Here is an 18,194-nt window from a genome sequence, read left to right on the forward strand (position 1 = left end):
GTCGGGGTCGGCGCAACCGTCGGCAGCGGTGTCGGGGTCGGCGCCGGTGTCGGGGTGGGCAATGGGGTGACGGCCGGGGTCGGGGTCGGCATTGGCGCACCGACCGCGCCCACCAGCCCTCGGGATCCCAACACGCCGGCGGTGCCGACGCGACCGGCGGTGGTTGCCATCAGCGCCATGTCGGCCGGCCAGATCGCCAAGATGAAGAAACGCTGCGCCAGCGTGCTCAGCGGCAAGGGCACCTACGACCGGGACCTGAAGGAGCTCTGCCGGATATTGGCGCGGCGCTGAGTACCGCAACATCGCATGTGCCGTGGTGCATCAGTCTCTCAGCCAGCCCCAATGCCGCAAGGTGGCGGGCATTCTTAGGGAGAGAGCTTTGCCGAGCGGTTCAGCGTTTCGCGGAAAGGCGGAACCGGTCAGGCTGTGCGCTTTCATCGGCGGTATTCTGCATGGCTTGGTCGCCGAGCCGAAGGAAGCGCGCCGCCCGGTTGCGGCCTTAATCTGACCTCTGCCGTCCGTCCGGTCACCCGTTTGGGCCGGCTCGAAGATTCGCCTCTGGCCTTTTGTATCACCCGCTCTAGCTGCTTTGTGTTAGGCTCGTCATGTTAGCCTTGTCTTGCTGATGGAGGTTTTGATGGATCGGCGATCATTCTTGACAGCATTGTTTGGCGTTGCGGGGGCCGCGGCGCTTGCTACCGCGGTTCGGCCTCTCGAGGCCGTGGCCGGGGTTCCCAATGTCGGCAACGGCATTCTCGATGAACTCGACAAGCAGGATGCCAATTCGTTTGATGACGACGAAGGCGCTGGCGATGTCGAGCAGATCTCGCATCGGCGATGGCACCATCGTCGCCACCACAGGCGGCATGTCTGGAGACGGCACTGCCGCACGTTCTGGCGGCATGGCCGGCTGCGCCGGCGCTGCTATCGCAGGCGCTCCTTTGTCGTCTTGCGGTTCTAACCGCGGCACGTTCCCGGATAGTCCCTGCCCTGAGGCACAACCACCAAACAGACCCATCCCGATTTGCATCGGGATGGGTTGGTTCAGCTTTATCCAGCCACAGCTGCCACCGACTCCCGCTCGACCAGCGGGCATTCCAGCTTGGTGATGGGATAGCGGCCGCGGCCGGCAGGCGGCGGCACTTCGAGCTGTTCGATCGCCCATTGGCCCATCGCCATGTGCGGCAGGATCGATGTCGTCAGCGGCGGGAACAGGTGACGGGCGATCTCCTCGTCGTCATAGCCGACGACGGAGATGTCCTGCGGGATGTGCAGGCCCGCCTCCTTCAGCGCTTCGTAACAGCCGATGGCCGTGCGGTCGTTCTGGCAGAAGATAGCGGTCGGACGCTCTTTCAGCGCCAAAAGCTTCACGGTCGCCGCGTAGCCGGCGCTCGCCGACCAGTCGCCCTCGACCACCAGTTCGGGATCGAACGGGATGTCGGCGGTGGCGAGCGCCCTGCGGTAGCCTTTGAGCCGGTCCTGCGCGGCCTGCATCCACGGCTCGCCGGTGATGGTGGCGATGCGGCGGTGGCCGTGGCCGATCAGATGCCGGGTCGAGTTCTGGCCGCCGGCGATCTCGGACGGCACCACGGCCGGGAAGGCATAATCGGCCGTGTAGCAGTTGAGCAGGATGACCGGGATGTCGAGGCCGTAGAGGAAGTCCGGTGCCGTGATCTCGCGGGTGAAGATGGTCATGTAGATCAGCGCCGAGATGCCGCGCCTGGTGAGCGCCGCAATGGCGCGCGGCTCCATAACGGAGTCGCCCATCGTCTGCGCCACGAGCAACACATTGCCGGCGTTCCACGACGCCTGGCGCGCGCCCTCGATGGCGACAACGGCTTCCGGGCTTGTCGCCAGCTGGTCGACAGCGAAACCGATGACACCGTCAAGTCCATCGAAGGCGGCAACAGGTTTGCGCAGCGCCGAGAAGGCGGGTGCTGCGTAGCCGAGCGCACGCGCGGCGTCGATCACCCGCTCGCGCGTCTGCTGCGACAGCCGGATGCCGGGCGAATCGTTGAGCACGAAAGAGACGGTCGCCTGCGAGCAACCGGCTGCCCTGGCGATGTCGGTCATGGTGACGCGGCCGCCCTTGGCGGCTCTCGCCGGCGCCTTGCGCCGCTTCGCCGTGTCGTCCGGATCCCTCGTCTCGCTCATGGCATTGCGTCCCAATCCCCAGCCTGTCTAGTCGCAAGCCTGCCACACCGACAAGATGGTGTCGCGCCGTCGACCAATGGAAATAGTCGAAGGCGTTTATCTTTATTAGCAGCTTTGAAGTTCGCCGCCATGCCGCTTCGGGCCGCGTGAAATTTGAGGACTGCAAGGCATCTGCTTGCGCGAAGCCGTGCTGCACCTGTTCGGGCAAACTAGACCTAGGGCCACCGCCGAGTGTCCGCGCGAGACCTCTGCTAATAGTGTTTACTAATACAAAACGACGCTGTAACGTCAATCCGCCGTGTCCGGTCAGGTGGGACCCCGTGCGGCGAGAAGTGCACGTGAATGGCCCGATGGCGAGCGGGGTTTGCCTCCGCAAGCCTGGTCTCGGACATGTGATATGTCAGACAAATCAGACTATTTACGAGCACGGGATGAGTCTCTAAAGTCCGTGATCGCGACCGACGACGCCATTCTTCAGCGCCGGGAACCCCTGAGGAGGAGGGCGTCCAAATCGCGAGCGGCAAGTCAGTGAATTCAGATCGGTCAGTCCGACGACTGAGCCAAAACGGGAGGTTGAACATGAAATCCTTGATACGACATGCATCCGTGGCCACCGCAGCCCTGCTGCTTGGCCTGACCGCGACAGCCATTGCGCGCGCCGACGACAAGCCGACGCTTGCCTTCGTCGTCAACGGCGCTTCCGATTTCTGGAAGGCCGCCGAAGCCGGCGTCAAGAAGGCGCAGGCCGAATTGCCCGACTACAATCTCGAACTCAAGTATCCCGAGCAGTCCTCGGTCGCCATCCAGCAGCGGCTGATGGACGATCTGGTGACCGCCGGCGTCAAGGGCATCATGGTCTCGGCCGTCGACCCCAAGACCTCGACCGACGGCCTGAACAAGATCGCGTCGGAAACGGCGCTGTTCACCACCGACTCCGATGCCCCGCAGACCAAGCGTGTTGCCTATATCGGCTCGTCCAATGTCGACGCCGGCAAGCAGGCGGCCGAGATCGCCAAGAAAGCGATGCCGGACGGCGGCAAGTGCCTCGGCTTCGTCGGCCTGCTCGGCGCCGACAATGCCAAGGAACGCATCCAGGGCATGAAGGACGGCCTCGCCGGCAGCAAGATCGAACTGGTGGACGTGCGCGGCGACGACATCGACCAGGCGCGCGCCAAGAAGAATGTCGAGGACGCGCTGGTCGCCAGCCCCGACATCACCTGCATGGTCGGCTTCTATTCCTACAACACGCCGCGCATCTATGAAGCGCTGCGCGACGCCGGCAAGCTCGGCTCGATCACCGTCGTCGGCTTCGATGACGATCCGATCACGTTGGGCGGCGTCAAGGAAGGCACCGTGGCGGCCACCGTCGTGCAGCAGCCCTTCGAATGGGCCTATCAGGGCATGAAGCTGATGGCCGCCTATCTCAAGGGCGACAAATCAGGCATTCCGGAAGGCGGCCTGATCATCATCCCGACCAAGATCATCGGTAAGGACGATGTCGACACCTATGCCGCCAATCTGAAGGCGATGTCCGGAAACTGAGACCACGAGCAGTTGCGCCGGCTCAGGGTTCGCCTTGAGCCGGCGATCGTGTTGACGGGTCGGCCAAGGCCCGTCAGTCTGTAGCCCACCGGCTGCTGGCAAGCCTGATCAAATATGGCGTGATGAATTATTCCGACCCATCTATCGTCGCAACCACCCCGTTCCTCGGCCTCGAGAACGTGCGCAAAACCTATCCGGGCGTGGTGGCGCTGGACGGCTTTTCCATGGAGGTCAGGCCGGGCGAGGTGATCGGCCTGGTCGGCGAAAACGGCGCCGGCAAATCGACCTTGATGAAGATCCTCGGCGGCGTCACCAGGCCGGACAGCGGCGCCATCACCGTCGACGGCGTTGCGCATGACGGGCTCACCGTCGAAGGCAGCCTGGGGTCGGGCATCGCCTTCGTCCACCAGGAACTCAATCTCTTCGAAAACCTCGATGTTGCCGCCAATATCTTCTTCGGCCGCGAGCCGTTGCGCGGCGGGCCGCTGAGATTGGTCGACCGCGCCAAGCTGCGCGAAATGGTGGCGCCACTGCTGAAGCGCGTCGGCGCCAATTTCTCCGCCGATACGCCGGTTGCCTCGCTGTCGCTGGCGCAGCAGCAGATGGTCGAGATCGCCAAGGCACTGTCGATCAAGGCGCGGCTGGTGATCCTCGACGAGCCGACGTCGAGCCTGCCGCTCGCCGAAACCGACAAGCTGCTCGACGTCATCAAGGCGCTGAAGGCCGATGGCATCAGCGTCATCTTCATTTCGCACCGGCTGCATGAGGTCGAGCGCGTCGCCGACCGCGTCGTGGTGCTGCGCGACGGCATGCTGGCTGGCACCTTGCCGAAGAGCGCCATCAACCACGACCAGATGGTCAAGCTGATGATCGGCCGCATGCTGAAGGAGCGCGAGAAGGCCTCCGAGGCGGCTCGGGCGCCGGGCGCCACTGCGCTCTCGGCCAAAGCCATCCGCACCCCCGCCTACCCTGCCCGGCCGGTCGACCTCGACATCAGGCGCGGTGAAATCCTCGGCCTCGCCGGCCTTGTCGGCTCCGGCCGCACCGAACTGGCGCGGGTGTTCTTCGGCATCGACAGCACGCTTGGCGGTGGGCTCGAACTCGACGGCAAGCCGCTTGTGCTGGGTTCGGCGGCCGATGCGGTCGCGCATGGCATTTTTCTGGTTCCGGAAGACCGCAAGCTGACCGGCATTTTGCTTGACCTGTCGATCGCGCAGAACATCTCGCTGCCCAACCTGCCGGCGCATGCGAAGCGTCGACTGGTGTCGGCAAGCGCCGAGACCGCCACCGCCGAGAAGCAGAAGAGCAATCTCGGCATCAAGGCGCCGTCGGTGCAGACGCGAACCGGCACGCTGTCGGGCGGCAACCAGCAGAAGGTGGTGCTGGGCAAATGGCTGGCGATGAACCCGAAGGTGATGATCCTCGATGAGCCTACGCGCGGCATCGATATCGGCGCCAAGGCCGAGATTTACGGGCTGATGCGAGCCTTGGCCGATGCCGGCGTCGCCGTGCTGATGATCTCCAGCGACATGGAAGAGGTGATCGGCGTGTCCGACCGCATCGCCGTCATGCATGAGGGCCAGATCTCGGGCATTCTCGACAAGGAACAATTCAGCCAGGAAAACGTGCTGTTGCTGGCGGTCGGCAAGCCGGCAAACTAGCGGGCTTCAGGCGATTGCCGGTCCGGCGCATTGGGGAGAAGACGATGAGCAAAAAAGATCTCGGCCTGCTGATCCTGATCCTGGTGGTCGGCGCCGTGGTGACCGCCATCAACCCGCGCTTCCTTTTACCGATCAACCTCGCCAACACCTCGAACCTGATCGGCCTGTTTGGGATCCTCGCCATCGGCCAGGCCTTCGTCATCATCACCGGCGGCATCGAATTGTCGGTGGGATCGCTGGTGGCGCTGCTCGGCACGCTGTTCATCGATTTCATCGCCGTGCGCGACATGCCATGGCCGGTGGCGCTGCCGCTGATCCTGGTGCTGGGCGGCATCATCGGGCTGGCGCATGGCTGGCTGATCACAAGGCTGAAATTGCAGCCCTTCGTGGTGACGCTGTGCGGCCTTTTGATCTATCGCGGGGTCGCCCGTTTCTATACCGCCGACGGCACCGCCGGCTTCGCCTTCGGCCAGAATTTTCCCGAGCTCGAATTCCTCACTGCGGGCCGCAGCTATGGCGTGCCCAACAGTTTCATCGCACTGATCGTCATTTCGATCGTCATGTGGGTGGTGCTGCACCGCTCGGTGTTCGGACGCTACCTCTATGCCATCGGCAAGAACGAAGAGGCGGCTAAATATTCGGGCATCCGCACCGGCCGCGTCGTGATGGCCGCCTATGTCATCTGCGGCGTTCTGACGGCGCTGTCGGCGATCTATTTCGCGATGTACACGCGCTCGATCTCGCCGGCCAGCCACGGCCAGTTCTACGAACTCTACGCCATTGCCGCCGCCGTGCTCGGCGGCTTCTCGCTGCGCGGCGGCGAAGGCTCGCTGGTTGGCGTCATCCTGGGCACCGTGCTGCTGCAAGAGTTGCAGAACCTGGTCAATCTGCTCGGCATCCCGTCCTCGCTCAACTTCGCGGTGATGGGCGGCGTGATCCTGATCGGCGTGCTGGTCGACCAGCAATGGGGCGTGTTCCGCGCAAGGCGGCTGATGCTCGATGCCAGCCGGAAGACTGTCGCGGCGGAGTAGCGCTACATCACGCCGGATATATCCGAGAAGGCCATCGCCTTGCGCAGCACCTCGGCGAAGCGTTCTCCGGCGGCTTCGCGCCGGCCGCCATTGTCGATCGAGGTGACGCCGGAGCCGGACAAAGCGATATTGGCGCTGCGGGCGAGCCGAGCCAGCACTTCGCCGCGCGATTCGCGGCCGCGCTGGGCGAGACGCTCGGCGAGGATTTCCGGCGAGGCGGTGATCTCGACGACAGCCAGATTGGCATAGCGCTCCCGCAGCACCGGGATGACTGCGCGCGAGACATTGGCGACCGCGACATGGCCATTGGCGATGGACCAGTCGACATCGGCCGGAATGCCGTAGCGCAGCCCGTGCGCCTCCCAGGAAATGGCGAAGGCGCCGTCGGCCTCGGCTTCGACAAAGGCCGCGTCGGCCAGCGTGTCGTGATCCTCGCTTGCGGCGTCGCTCGGCCTGGTGATGACCCGGCGGACGAACTCCAGCCTCGTCTCGTCGGCAAACAAGGTGCGGGCATAACCGATTACCGTATCCTTGCCGGCGCCACTCGGGCCGACGACGGCGACGAAGACGCCGTTGCGGACCGGAAAGGCCTCGCTGCTGAGTTCGCGCTCGATCGACGCCGAGACCATCAGGCGACCCGCCGCCCTTGGCGCCAGACGGTGCGCACGACCGGCACATGATCGTCGAGGCGCACCCGCACGAGGTCGGCGCGGCGGCCCTGTTCGATGACGCCGCGGTCGTTTAGGCCGATCGCCTCGGCCGGATTCTTCGACACCATCGCAACCGCCTGCGGCAGGGAAATGCCCTCGACGACGTCGCCGAGGAAGAAGGCCGACTGGATCAGGCTGAAGGGAATGTAGTCGGACGACAATATGTCGAGCAGGCCGTCGCCGGCCAGCGTGCGGGCCGAGACGTTGCCCGAATGCGAGGAGCCGCGCATGACGTTGGGCGCGCCCATCAGCACGCCGAGCCCGGCATCCTTCGAGGCCTTGGCGGCTTCCAGCGTGGTCGGGAATTCCGCGACGCGCACGCCTTGTTCGATCGCCTCGTCGACATGGCCTGATGTGGCGTCGTCATGGCTCGCCAGCACGATGCCCCGCTCGTTGCAGGCGGCTGATATCGCCACCCGGTTCGGTCCCGAATTCTTCGCCGATTCCGACATCCGCTTTTCGCAGAACAATTGGAAGTCGCGATCGGTCAATTTCAGCTTGCGCTGATAGTAATGGGCGTAGGTGTCGAGATTGACGAACTGACGCTGTCCCGGCGCATGGTCCATCAGCGAGGCCAGCTTGACCCGCTCGTCGCCATCGAAATTGGCGAAAGCCCGCAAGCAATCCGGCGCCGAGACCTCGCAGCGCAGGTGCAGGAAATGGTCGGCCCGCAACCGGTCTTTCGCGACGCTGTCCTCGATCGCGCCGGCGAGCTTGCGGATGTCGTCGGAGGTAATATCCGCGTCCTCGTCCATGCCGACACGCAACGCGTCGAGGACGGTGGTGATGCCGGCGGTGGCCACCTGCGCGTCATGGGCAAGGACGGCGGCGATCGGGTTCCAGCGCACTTTCGGGCGCGGCGCATAGTGGCCTTCGAGATGGTCAGTGTGCAGCTCGACCAGGCCGGGAATGATGTAGTCGCCGCCCATGTCCTCGCCGCCCATGCTCCCGCCGATTTGGCCGGTGCCGGCGTCGATGCCGGAGATAAAACCGTCGCGCAGCACGAGCGACCCTTCGACGATCTCGTCGGCAAGCACGATGCGGGCGTTGTGGAGAACGGTTTCGGCGGTCATTTCAGGCAGTCCTTGCTTACTCGGACGAATTGTGGTCAGGCAGTTTTTCGGGCAGCTCGGCGGCCGAGCGCATGATGCGAAAGCACCATGAACGGAGCGCCCGGTTCGGTCTCGACGAACAGCGTCAGCGCATCCACCAGCACCGGTTGCCGCAGCACCTGCGCAAAGAGGCTGTCGATCGCTGCGCGCAGACGTTGGCTTTCCTGCGGCCCGGCCCGGCCGGACAGCGTCATGTGGAAACGAAAGGTCTCAAACACATAGGGATAGCCCCACTGGCAGAGATTGCGGAACTCGGCTGGCTTCAGCGAATCCGGGCTGCGCCGCTCGATCTCGGCCTCGGTGAGCGGCGCGCGAAAACGGTCGAAGCTAAGCACGACATCGTCGGCGAAACGGTTGAGCGGCGGCAGCGGGCCTTCCGGCACCAAAGCGAAGAAACCATCGATCTGGCTGACGACCAGGCGCGGGATGGTGACCGTCGGCGTTGCTTCGGCAAAGGCGTCCAGCGCCGCGCGCAGCGAGCTTTCGGTTTCGTTGGCGGCCAACCGGAAGGGCGCTTTCAGCGTCGCATGGAAACCGTAGCGCCGCGCCGATGCGGTGTGAAAGGCGACTTCGGCCGCCGACAGCTCGCCCACCGCCTCGACCGGCCTGGTGGCGGCGCCAAAGGGGTCGCGGCCCAGCCAGTTGGCGGCGAGCCGCGCCAGCGGTTCGTCCTGCCTCGGGGTGAAATAGATGGCGTAGCGCATCGAAAAAAATCCTCGTCAGCCCGCTGCCATAGGTGATTTCCATGACGGATTGACGAAGCTTATGCGGGTTTTCGAAGGCAAATCGACCCCGTGGATCGTTAGCCGACGATTTTTCGCTGCTGGACCAACAGCTTCTGGCGCAAGCGAAGGCCGATCAGGCCTTCATGAGCCATTCGTGCTCGGGCGCGTTGTGGAACTTCCACGTCCGCTTCGGCCCGGCCATGACGTTAAGGTAATAGAGGTCGTAGCCGTGGCAGGCGGCGCAGGGGTGATAGCCCTTGGGCACCAGCACAACATCGCCGTCCTCGATCGCCATGGCTTCGTCCAGCTCGCGGGCGCCGGTCTTGTCGGCGTCGGTGTAGACGCGCTGGAAGGCAAAACCCTGCGGCGGGTTGAGGCGGTGGTAGTAGGTTTCCTCAAGATAGGATTCGGCCGGCAGGTTGTCCTGATCGTGCTTGTGCGGCGGGTAGCTCGATGTGTGGCCACCGGGCGTGATGACCTCGACCACCAGCAGCGAGTCGGCGGGCTTGCCCTCGGGCAATATGTTGGTGACGTAGCGCGTGTTGGTGCCTTTGCCCCGAGTCTCCTGGCCGAGGTCGTCGGGTGCGATGACGCGAACGGGCAAGCCGCCGCCCAGGCCCGGCGCCGAGCAGACCGCGAGTTCGAGATCGGTGTCGGCGGTGACCGACCAGTCCGAACCCTCCGGAATATAGACCGACCACGGCTTGCCCTCGAAGGGCGACATGCGCTCGCCGAGCAGGCCGAGTTCCTGGCCGCCGGCCCTTGCCGTGCCCTTGCCGGTGACGAACACCAGGCAGACTTCGCGATCCTGCGTCTTGCCGGATGCGGTCTCGCCCGGCTTCAGGCGGTGCAGGTCGAAGCCGACATAGGTCCATCCGGCGCTGTTGGGCGTGACATAGGCGACGCGGCCATGGCCCTTGTCGGCTTTGACGAGCAGTTTCGACATGTTTTGTCTCTCCTATCGCAAGTCTTCGAGGTCGGCCTCTCAACTTCGTCATCCTAGAGCGAAGCTCCGTCGCGAAGACCCTAGGATGACGAAGCGAGGGACGTTCCGGCCAATCACCGACGTAGGCGATACGCCAGGTGTCGAGTGTCCGACCCGCAAGCCCTTCCGAGCCACGGCCGCTTCATTCCTTCGGTTCGGCGTCCGCCTTCGCTTCGCCGGTCTTCGGTCGATCAGGCGCAGCCTTGCTCTCCTCCACCGGCTTGTAAAGATAGAAGAACTGCCACACCGCGTAGGCGGCAAAGCCGAGCGCAATGATGCCCCAGAATGGGGTGCCGGAGGCGAATTCTATTCCGGCCCAGATCACGCAGACGGCGACGACGGCAACGCGCCGCCACAGCGGCCGGAAGAACGGGTGCTCGTAATCCTTCATCGGACCGGCTTACGCATTGGGAAAGCCTTGCGTCTCGACCGTGTAGCCGGCCGCCGTCATCACCCGCATCAGCTCCTTGTAACCCACGTGGGCCATCTTCAGCGGCGGGTTCTTTTTCGGGTCCTGCTCGGCCTCGACGACGAACCAGCCTTCATAGCCATGGTCGGCGAAGCGCTGCACGATGGCGCCGAAATCGAGCGAACCGTCGCCAGGCACCGTGAAGGCACCGAGCGCCACGGCGTCGAGAAAGGACTGCTTTGTGCGGTCGAGCCCGTCGATCACGCCCATGCGCACATCCTTCACATGGACATGGCTGATGCGCTTGTGGTGGTTGTCGATGGCGCGCAGCACGTCGCCACCGGCAAAGGCGAGATGCCCTGCATCGAGCAGCAACGGAATGCCTTCGCCGGAATGGCGCATGAAGGCATCGAGCTCCGGCTCGGTCTCGACCACCGCCGCCATGTGATGGTGATAGGACAGCGGCATGCCTTGCTCGGCGCACCATTCGCCGAATTCGGTGAGGCGCCTGGCATAGGCCCTCATCTCGTCGTTGGACAATTTCGGCTTCGTGGCGAGAGGCCTGGAGCGATCACCCTGGATCGAGCGGCCGACCTCGCCATAGACGATGCAAGGCGCATTCACCGCCTTGAACAGGTCGATCATCGGCTGGATGCGATCCTTGTTCTTGCCCATGTCCTCATCGACCAGCGTGCCGGAGAACCAGCCGCCGCACAGCGTCACGTCGGCCTTTTTCAGGATAGGCAGCATGATTTCGGGGTCATTGGGAAAGCGGCGGCCCATTTCCATGCCGGTGAAGCCGGCCGAGCGCGACTGGCGCAGGCACTCTTCCAGCGAGACGTCGTCGCTGAGTTCGGCAAGATCATCGTTCCACCACGCAATGGGGGACATGCCCAGTTTGGCTTTCAAGTTTTAGCTCCGGTTTCTTGTTCACCCTCCCCCTTGTGGGGAGGGTCGCTGCGAAGCAGCGAGGTGGGGTGCGGCGCCAGACCCCCACCCGGACCTTCGGTCCGACCTCCCCACAAGGGGGAGGTAGGGGCCGGGTGCATGTACATCAATCGCCGATTGTCTGCATCTGCCGCTTTTCGTCGTAGGCCTTGCGGGCTGCGTTGACCTGCGGCCGTGCGGAGACTTCCGGCACCGCGACATCCCACCAATGGCCGCCGGCATCGGTGGAAATCAGCGGGTCGGTGTCGATGACCAGCACGGTGGTGCGGTCGTTGGTTTTCGACTTTTGCAGCGCGGTCTCCAGGCCGGTGATCGACGGCACCTTCTCGGCAATAGCGCCCATGCTCGCCGCATGCGCGGCGAAGTCGATGTCGGGCAGGATCTCGTGGCGCGCGTCCTTCAGGAGGTTGTTGAAGTTGGCGCCGCCGGTGGCCATCTGCAGCCGGTTGATGCAGCCATAACCCCTGTTGTCGAGCACCACTATGGTCAGCTTCAGGCCGAGCATCACCGACGTGGCGATTTCGGAATTCATCATGAGGTATGAGCCGTCCCCGACCATGACGACGACCTCCTGGTCGGGCTTGGCCATCTTGGCGCCGAGCCCGCCGGCAATCTCGTAGCCCATGGTCGAGAAGCCATATTCGCCATGGTACGAGCCGGGCGCGCCTGCCTGCCAGAGCTTGTGCAACTCGCCCGGCAGGCCGCCCGACGCGTTCAGCAAGGTCACGCCGGATCCCAGCGCGCGCTGCACGGCGCCGATCACCTGCGCGTCCGACGGGAAGGCGGCGTTGGTCGACGCCGTCACCTTGGAGGCTTCGGCCTGCCAAGCCTTCTTGCCTTGGGTCGCATTGTCGGTCCATGTCGCCGGTGCTTTCCAGTTCCCCAGCGCAGCACCGAGTTCGGCGAGCCCTTCGGCCGCATCGGCGACCAGCGGCAGCGCGCGGTGCTTGCCGGCGTCGAAAGGCTGCACGTTGAGGCCGATGATGGTCTTGCCGGAGTTCTTGAACAGCGCCCACGAGCCGGTGGTGAAATCCTGCAGGCGGGTGCCGATGGCGAGCACGACATCGGCTTCCTCGGCCAGCCGGTTGGCCGCGGACGTGCCGGTGACGCCAACCGCCGCCATGTTGAGCGGATGTGTGTCGGGCAGCGAGGACTTGCCGCCTTGCGTCTCGCAGACCGGAATGCCGGCGCTCTCGGCGAATTTCGCCAGTTCGTCCGAAGCCTGCGCATACAGCACGCCGCCGCCGGCGATGATCAGCGGTTTTTTCGCACCCTTCAGCGCGGTGACCGCCGCCGCCAATTCATGCCGGTCCGGACGCGGCCGGCGCTGGTGCCAGACGCGCTCGGCGAAAAAGCTCTCGGGATAGTCATAGGCCTCGGCCTGCACGTCCTGGCAGAGCGACAGCGTCACCGGGCCGCATTCCGCCGGATCGGTCAGCACCTGCATGGTCCGCGCCAATGCCGGGATGATCTGCTCGGGACGGGTGATGCGGTCGAAATAGCGCGACACCGGACGGAAGCAGTCATTGACCGTCGCGGTGCCGTCGGAAAAGTCCTCGGCCTGCTGCAGCACCGGATCGGGGATGCGGTTGGCGAAGACATCGCCCGGCAAAAACAGGACGGGCAACCTGTTTACGTGGGCGAGCGCCGCCGCCGTCACCATGTTGAGCGCACCGGGGCCGATCGAAGAGGTCGCGGCCATGAAGCGGCGGCGGAAATTGGCCTTGCCATAGGCGATCGCCGCATGCGCCATCGCCTGCTCATTGTGGGCGCGGAAGGTCGGCAATTCGTCGCGCAGCTGGTACAGCGCCTCGCCGATGCCGGCGACATTGCCGTGACCGAAGATCGCCCAGACACCGCCGAAGATGGGCACTCGTCTGCCGTCGATCTCGNCATCTGCTTGCTCAGAAAGCGGGTCAGCGCCTGCGCCATCGTCAGGCGGATTGTCTTGCTCATGGTGTTTTCCTCCGCAGTCCTCTTGCCGCGCCTTTATGCTGCTTTACGGCCACGCGCGGCAAGCCACGCTTCGGTCAACTGTTCGAAGCGCGCGGCCATGTCGGCGATAGCCTCGTCATCCGTCATCTTGCCCGCCAGCCATTGTTCGGCGGCGTGGACGAAGATGGTGCGGCCGACGGCAAAGCCCTTGACGATCGGCGCCTTGGCGGTGGCGGCAAAGGCCGCTTCCAGTTCGTCCTGCGGCGCTTCGAGACCCAGCAGCACGACGCCACGACACCAGGGATCGTGCTTCAGGATCACCGCTTCGATCTTGGCCCAGGCGCCGGCCGACGCCTGCGGTTCGAGCTTCCACCAGTCCGGCTTGATGCCAAGCGCATAGAGTTCTTCCAGGGCGCGCGGGATGGTCGTTTCGTCGAGCTTGCCGTGCTTGCCGGCGATGATCTCGACCAGAAGCTCCCGGCCGACCTTCCGCGCGGCTTCGAACAGCGAGCGCAGCTTCTGCTGCTGCTCTTCCTTGAGCGCTGCCGGATCGTCGGGGTGATAGAAGCACAGGCATTTGATGCAGTGGTCGACCGGCCATTCCACCAGTTGCGAGCCGATGTCCTGCGAGAACTCGAAGCGCAGCGGCCGCGAGCCCGGCAGTTCGACGGGACGGCCGAGCCAGGCAAAGGGGTGGCGGGCGAATTCGAACATCGCTTCGCGGCCATGCTTCTCGTCGATCAGCATGCCATAGCCGTCGCGGCCGGCGGCGACTTTCGCCGCAGCCTTGACCGCCAGCACCTTGAAATCGCGGATGCGCGCCGGATCGGCGCCGGTCTTTGCCGCGACGTCCTCAAGCTGCACACGGTGGTCGCAGGCGAGCGCCATCATCGAGGGGATATCGCGGCGGCGGGTCGTCGCCCAATGGATGTGGTTGATCGCCTCGTCCTTGCGCAGAGCGAGGTGCTTGCTGCCGTTCCTGAGGAAGAACTGCAATTCCTCGAAGGTCGGATATTCCGGCGCGCAGAGCAGCCGCGACACGGCGAAAGCGCCGCAGGCATTGGCCCAGGTCGCCGCTGTCGCATGATCTTCGCCACCCAGCCAGCCGCGCAGGAAACCGGACATGAAGGCATCGCCCGCGCCCAGCACATTATAGATCTCGATCGGAAAGCCCTTGCCGACGATACCGTCTTCCAGATCGTCGCTGACCGGCCCGTCATAGACGATGCAGCCCATGGCGCCGCGCTTCAGTACGATGGTTGCCTTGGACAGCGCGCGGATCGTCTTCAGCGCGCTCAGGCAATCGTCGGCGCCCGAGGCGATCATGATCTCTTCCTCGGTGCCGACGATGAGGTCGCAATCGGGCAGCACCGTCTTCAGCTGGGCTGAGACGCGGTCGGATTTGACATAGCGCTCAAAACCTTCGGCATGGCCGGCGAGCCCCCAGAGGTTGGGGCGGTAGTCGATGTCGAACACCACCTTGCCGCCCTTGGCCTTGATGATGCGGATCGCCTTGCGCTGGGCGGCGTCGCTGTTGGGCCGGGAAAAATGCGTGCCGGTGACGACGATCGAGCGGGCCGAGGCGATGAAGGCTTCATCGATGTCTTCTTCGGCGAGCGCCATGTCGGCGCAGTCGCTGCGATAAAAGATCATTGGCGAGACGCCTTCGCTCTCGACCGAAAGCAGCACCAGGGCCGTCAGCCGTTCCTGGTCGGTCTTGAGCCCATCGACATTGACGCCTTCGCGCCGCAGCTGCTCGCGGATGAAGCGGCCCATCTGCTCGTCGCCGACGCGGGTGAGCAGCGCCGAGCGCAGGCCTAGTCTCGCCGTGCCAACCGAGATGTTGGCCGGGCAGCCGCCGACCGATTTGGCAAAGGAGGTGATGTCCTCCAGCCGCGAGCCGATCTGCTGGCCGTAAAGGTCGACGGAAGCGCGACCGATGGTGATGACATCGAGCGTCGCCTGTTTGGCGTCCACGGCTTCGCTCATTGGAACCTCCCGTCGGTCTTGTTTTCTTGAGCAACGTAGTTGGGGGACACGCGCGAGCGGCAGCGTGGCGCCGGGAATATGAAATAATAATTCCAATCCATAGTCAATATGGAATGAGCATTCCTTCCTTTAAAAGTGCCGAAGAGCGATGGCTGCTGGAGACTTAGGATGGAGACCCGTTACCGCGCAACCAGATGTGGATCGAGACGAGTTTGAGGGGGAAAGCCGCCAGCCGACAAAACGATTCGGTTATGAAAAAGCACGCCAGACCACACTCCCAAGGTCGGGAGAGTAGCGGGCGATGATAGCCTCCTGATCATTTTCCTGCGTCAGAGTTACCTGCTTCCCAGTAGCGTCACCTAGCAATCGCACAAAGCGGTCAAGGTGCTCAATCTCAGTTTCTCCGCTGACTTGCCTAGGATCGAAGTCGAACTCGATTTCGACAACGGTGAAGAAGTGACATGCAAGCTGGATTGGCCCGACGTAAAAAGAAAGTAGGCTGTCTGTTTCGCTTTCCAGGGCGGCTTCGACCCCCAATGGCATCGATTCGATCTTGCCGGAGACACTGAAATTGGCGGGGTCCATTCGAGGAGGATGTCCCAGACGGCCTGCCAATCTGCCTCAGACGTGTTCAGAACGTAGATATCTCGCCATGAGCCGTCCCAAGCGAAATCCGATGCGATCTGTTCCCAATTCATGCATGAACCATTCTCGATGAACTTCGGTTCTAGCATGGCATACGGGATGATCCCTTTCCACAGATCCCAAGTCCGCATTTTCCGGACGGAAAACCGCTTCACGCCTTTTTCTGGGATTGCCTAGACCTTGCGCTTCTTTCCGGTGCTGCGCCGCTTCTCGCCGACGCCGACGGTGAGCGCCATGGCCAGCGCCATGGTGGCCGACAGCGAGCGGAAGCCGGCGAAATCGGCCTCGGCGACTTCGAACCAGACCTTGGCGAACTGCGCTAGTGGCGAAAACGAACTGTCGGTGATGGCGACGATCGGCACGCCCTGTTCGGAAATGGTGCGGGCTTCCTCGATGGTGGCCGGTGCGTAGGGCGAGAAGCTGATGGCGATGACGGCGTCGGCCGGGGTGGCGAAGGCGACCATTTCGGCATTGAGGCCGGCGGCGGATTCGATCAGCTGGTTGCGGATCTTCAGTTTGCCCAAGGCATAGGCGATATAGCTTGCCACCGGGTAGGAGCGCCGCTTGGCCAGGACATAGATGGTCTCGGCCTTGGCCAGCAGCGAGATCGCGTCTTCCAGATGCGCCTCGTCGAGCGTTCGCGAAATATCGTTGAGCGAAGTGCTGGCGGCGGCGACGAAGCCGTCGAAGATGGCTCGGTGTCCAGCACCCGCATCGGCCTTGGCGCGCAGCGCCTGAAGGCGTTCGTCATAAGAGGAATTGCGCTCGCGCAGCCGCTCGCGAAACACCTGCTGCAAGCTGGTGAAGCCGTCAAAGCCTAGTTGCTGGGCAAAGCGGATCAGGGTGGACGGCTGCACGCCCGCCGAAGCAGCGATGCTGGCGGCGGTGCCGAAGGCGATGTCATCAGGGTTGTCGAGCGCGTAGGCGGCGATCTGGGCGATGCGCTTGGGCAAGGTTTCACGGCGATCGAGGATCGTGGCGCGCAGCGTCTCGAAGTCGCGAGGTACCCGTTCGTCCATCGTCGCCCCGTCCAAGCTCATCTAGAGCATGATGCCGAAAAGTGTGCAGCGGTTTTCGGACGACATCATGCTCTCTTTAACTCAAGTGACGTCCTCTCTGCCCCATCATAGCGAGCCTGCGCAAGAAGGCCATAAAAAATGAGGCAGACATTCCATTCGGAGAAGAAATGGACTAATTCATCCATCGATCGCTTCAGGTATTGGGAGAAAGAAATGGTCGGCGTTGGTCTTATCGGCACGGGTTTCATGGGCAAATGCCACGCCATTGCGTGGAGCGCCGTCGGTGCCGTCTTTCCCGATGTCGCCAAGCCGAAGCTGGTCCATCTCGGCGAGGTCAACGAGGAGCTGGCCAAGCGCAAGGCCGGTGAGTTCGGCTTCGCCAAGGCGTCGGGCGACTGGCGTGCCGTCGTCAACGACCCCGAGGTCGATATCGTCTCGCTGACCACGCCCAATCAGTTCCATCCGGAGATGGCCATCGCTATTCTCGAAGCCGGCAAGCATCTGTGGTGCGAGAAGCCGATGGCGCCGAGCTTTGCCGAAGCAGCGGCGATGGCGGCCGCGGCGAAGAAGTCCGGCAAGGTCGCAGCGCTTGGCTACAACTACATACAGAGCCCGGCCATCCGCCACATCGGCGCGCTGCTCGAGGAAAAGATCATCGGCGAGGTCAACCATCTGCGCATCGAGATGGACGAGGACTTCATGGCCGATCCGGAAGCGCTGTTCTTCTGGAAGCATGAGGCCGCATCCGGCTATGGCGCGCTCGACGATTTCGCCGTGCATCCGCTGTCGCTGGTGTCGACGCTGTTCGGCCGCGTCGCAAAAGTCATCTGCGACATGGCCAAACCCTATGTCGACCGCAAGCTGGCCAGCGGCGGCCGCCGTGCGGTGGAGACCTACGACATCGCCAGCGTTTTGATGCATCTGGAAAACGGCATTGCCGGCACGCTGCTGGTCAACCGCTCGGCCTGGGGCCGCAAGGGCCGCATCGCCATACAGATTTTCGGCTCCAAGGGATCGATCCTGTTCGACCAGGAGCGGATGAACGAAATCCAGCTCTACGTCACCGCCGATCGCCCGACCGAACAGGGCTACCGCACCATATTGGTGGCGCCGCACCACAAGCCTTACGACGCCTTCCTCCCGGCGCCGGGCCATGGGCTAGGTTTCAACGACCTCAAGATCATCGAGTGTCACGAATTGCTGACGCGGCTTGCCGGCAAGCCGGCACGGGTCATCGAATTTGCCGAAGGGCTGGAGATCGAGCGCACCGTGCACGCGATGGCGAGGTCGTTCGAGGAAAAGCGCTGGGTGGATGTGCGGTAAGATCCG

15 protein-coding genes and 2 pseudogenes are annotated in these 18,194 nt (G+C 63.7%); 5 read left to right on the forward strand and 12 right to left on the reverse strand.

All coding sequences use genetic code 11. From position 1 onward, the window contains the following. A pseudogene (locus X733_RS1000000170350) lies at positions 1-291 on the forward strand (hypothetical protein); the annotation flags it as partial. A gap of 358 nt (positions 292-649) precedes the next feature. Here the strand turns inward: X733_RS1000000170350 and X733_RS1000000170355 are convergent. Beyond that, positions 650-904, reverse strand: a complete 255-nt coding sequence (locus X733_RS1000000170355; protein WP_196813775.1) for a hypothetical protein — start codon at positions 902-904, stop codon at positions 650-652. A gap of 146 nt (positions 905-1,050) precedes the next feature. After that, entirely contained in the window at positions 1,051-2,154 is a 1,104-nt protein-coding gene (locus tag X733_RS140295) for a LacI family DNA-binding transcriptional regulator (RefSeq protein WP_031193979.1), read from the reverse strand. A 579-nt stretch (positions 2,155-2,733) separates the two neighbouring features. Between X733_RS140295 and X733_RS140290 the strand changes: the two genes are divergently transcribed. The 3 genes from X733_RS140290 (at position 2,734) to X733_RS140280 (ending at position 6,388) form a co-directional block, all read left to right on the forward strand. After that, positions 2,734-3,696, forward strand: a complete 963-nt coding sequence (locus X733_RS140290) for a sugar-binding protein (RefSeq protein WP_023672352.1) — start codon at positions 2,734-2,736, stop codon at positions 3,694-3,696. Between the two features lie 122 nt (positions 3,697-3,818). Beyond that, positions 3,819-5,357, forward strand: coding sequence for a sugar ABC transporter ATP-binding protein (locus X733_RS140285; RefSeq protein WP_023672351.1), 1,539 nt, complete (start codon positions 3,819-3,821; stop codon positions 5,355-5,357). 44 nt (positions 5,358-5,401) lie between these two features. Then, complete coding sequence (locus tag X733_RS140280; RefSeq protein WP_023684050.1) at positions 5,402-6,388, forward strand: ABC transporter permease; 987 nt, start codon at positions 5,402-5,404, stop codon at positions 6,386-6,388. 2 nt (positions 6,389-6,390) lie between these two features. Here the strand turns inward: X733_RS140280 and phnN are convergent, their stop codons facing one another. The 10 genes and pseudogenes from phnN to X733_RS140240 form a co-directional block, all read right to left on the reverse strand. After that, positions 6,391-7,020 (reverse strand): phosphonate metabolism protein/1,5-bisphosphokinase (PRPP-forming) PhnN, encoded by a 630-nt coding sequence (gene phnN / locus X733_RS140275; protein ID WP_023684051.1) that lies wholly within the window; start codon positions 7,018-7,020, stop codon positions 6,391-6,393. Beyond that, the gene (locus X733_RS140270; RefSeq protein ID WP_023819879.1) at positions 7,017-8,171 is read right to left on the reverse strand and encodes an alpha-D-ribose 1-methylphosphonate 5-triphosphate diphosphatase; all 1,155 of its coding nucleotides are present in this window, start codon (positions 8,169-8,171) and stop codon (positions 7,017-7,019) included. The genes phnN and X733_RS140270 overlap by 4 nt, the downstream gene beginning before the upstream one ends. Positions 8,172-8,206: 35 nt before the next feature. Next, the gene (locus tag X733_RS140265) at positions 8,207-8,914 is read right to left on the reverse strand and encodes a DUF1045 domain-containing protein (protein WP_023684053.1); all 708 of its coding nucleotides are present in this window, start codon (positions 8,912-8,914) and stop codon (positions 8,207-8,209) included. 154 nt (positions 8,915-9,068) lie between these two features. After that, on the reverse strand, positions 9,069-9,881 hold the full coding sequence (iolB, locus tag X733_RS140260) for a 5-deoxy-glucuronate isomerase (RefSeq protein ID WP_023684054.1): 813 nt from the start codon (positions 9,879-9,881) through the stop codon (positions 9,069-9,071). Between the two features lie 181 nt (positions 9,882-10,062). Beyond that, a complete protein-coding gene (locus X733_RS140255) occupies positions 10,063-10,311 on the reverse strand; it encodes a hypothetical protein (RefSeq protein ID WP_023672345.1) in 249 nt (82 codons plus the stop codon). 9 nt (positions 10,312-10,320) lie between these two features. Beyond that, positions 10,321-11,238: a myo-inosose-2 dehydratase gene (gene iolE, locus X733_RS140250; RefSeq protein WP_023814495.1), complete on the reverse strand. Its 918-nt coding sequence runs from the start codon at positions 11,236-11,238 to the stop codon at positions 10,321-10,323. Positions 11,239-11,383: 145 nt separating this feature from the next. After that, positions 11,384-13,233, reverse strand: a pseudogene (gene iolD, locus X733_RS01000000166615) (3D-(3,5/4)-trihydroxycyclohexane-1,2-dione acylhydrolase (decyclizing)). Between the two features lie 33 nt (positions 13,234-13,266). Beyond that, positions 13,267-15,201 (reverse strand): 5-dehydro-2-deoxygluconokinase, encoded by a 1,935-nt coding sequence (gene iolC, locus X733_RS140245; RefSeq protein ID WP_023732712.1) that lies wholly within the window; start codon positions 15,199-15,201, stop codon positions 13,267-13,269. 249 nt (positions 15,202-15,450) lie between these two features. Continuing rightward, positions 15,451-15,786 (reverse strand): hypothetical protein, encoded by a 336-nt coding sequence (locus tag X733_RS01000000166620; protein WP_023744934.1) that lies wholly within the window; start codon positions 15,784-15,786, stop codon positions 15,451-15,453. Between the two features lie 233 nt (positions 15,787-16,019). Then, complete coding sequence (locus X733_RS140240; RefSeq protein ID WP_023714510.1) at positions 16,020-16,865, reverse strand: MurR/RpiR family transcriptional regulator; 846 nt, start codon at positions 16,863-16,865, stop codon at positions 16,020-16,022. 213 nt (positions 16,866-17,078) lie between these two features. Here X733_RS140240 and X733_RS140235 point away from each other — a divergent pair, with 213 nt between their 5' ends. Further along, the gene (locus X733_RS140235) at positions 17,079-18,188 is read left to right on the forward strand and encodes a Gfo/Idh/MocA family oxidoreductase (RefSeq protein WP_023748282.1); all 1,110 of its coding nucleotides are present in this window, start codon (positions 17,079-17,081) and stop codon (positions 18,186-18,188) included. Positions 18,189-18,194: the final 6 nt, after the last annotated feature.

The organism is Mesorhizobium sp. L2C066B000, assembly GCF_000502335.1.
Lineage (GTDB): Bacteria > Pseudomonadota > Alphaproteobacteria > Rhizobiales > Rhizobiaceae > Mesorhizobium.

What these genes read in the sequence shown, in the direction of transcription:
- X733_RS1000000170355 (WP_196813775.1), bottom strand. Translation starts at nt 904, where the DNA reads ATGCCGCCAGAACGTGCGGCAGTGCCGTCTCCAGACATGCCGCCTGTG.
- X733_RS140295 (WP_031193979.1), bottom strand. Translation starts at nt 2,154, where the DNA reads ATGAGCGAGACGAGGGATCCGGACGACACGGCGAAGCGGCGCAAGGCG.
- X733_RS140290 (WP_023672352.1), top strand. Translation starts at nt 2,734, where the DNA reads ATGAAATCCTTGATACGACATGCATCCGTGGCCACCGCAGCCCTGCTG.
- X733_RS140285 (WP_023672351.1), top strand. Translation starts at nt 3,819, where the DNA reads ATGAATTATTCCGACCCATCTATCGTCGCAACCACCCCGTTCCTCGGC.
- X733_RS140280 (WP_023684050.1), top strand. Translation starts at nt 5,402, where the DNA reads ATGAGCAAAAAAGATCTCGGCCTGCTGATCCTGATCCTGGTGGTCGGC.
- X733_RS140270 (WP_023819879.1), bottom strand. Translation starts at nt 8,171, where the DNA reads ATGACCGCCGAAACCGTTCTCCACAACGCCCGCATCGTGCTTGCCGAC.
- X733_RS140265 (WP_023684053.1), bottom strand. Translation starts at nt 8,914, where the DNA reads ATGCGCTACGCCATCTATTTCACCCCGAGGCAGGACGAACCGCTGGCG.
- iolB (WP_023684054.1), bottom strand. Translation starts at nt 9,881, where the DNA reads ATGTCGAAACTGCTCGTCAAAGCCGACAAGGGCCATGGCCGCGTCGCC.
- X733_RS140255 (WP_023672345.1), bottom strand. Translation starts at nt 10,311, where the DNA reads ATGAAGGATTACGAGCACCCGTTCTTCCGGCCGCTGTGGCGGCGCGTT.
- iolC (WP_023732712.1), bottom strand. Translation starts at nt 15,201, where the DNA reads ATGAGCGAAGCCGTGGACGCCAAACAGGCGACGCTCGATGTCATCACC.
- X733_RS01000000166620 (WP_023744934.1), bottom strand. Translation starts at nt 15,786, where the DNA reads ATGGACCCCGCCAATTTCAGTGTCTCCGGCAAGATCGAATCGATGCCA.
- X733_RS140240 (WP_023714510.1), bottom strand. Translation starts at nt 16,865, where the DNA reads ATGGACGAACGGGTACCTCGCGACTTCGAGACGCTGCGCGCCACGATC.
- X733_RS140235 (WP_023748282.1), top strand. Translation starts at nt 17,079, where the DNA reads ATGGTCGGCGTTGGTCTTATCGGCACGGGTTTCATGGGCAAATGCCAC.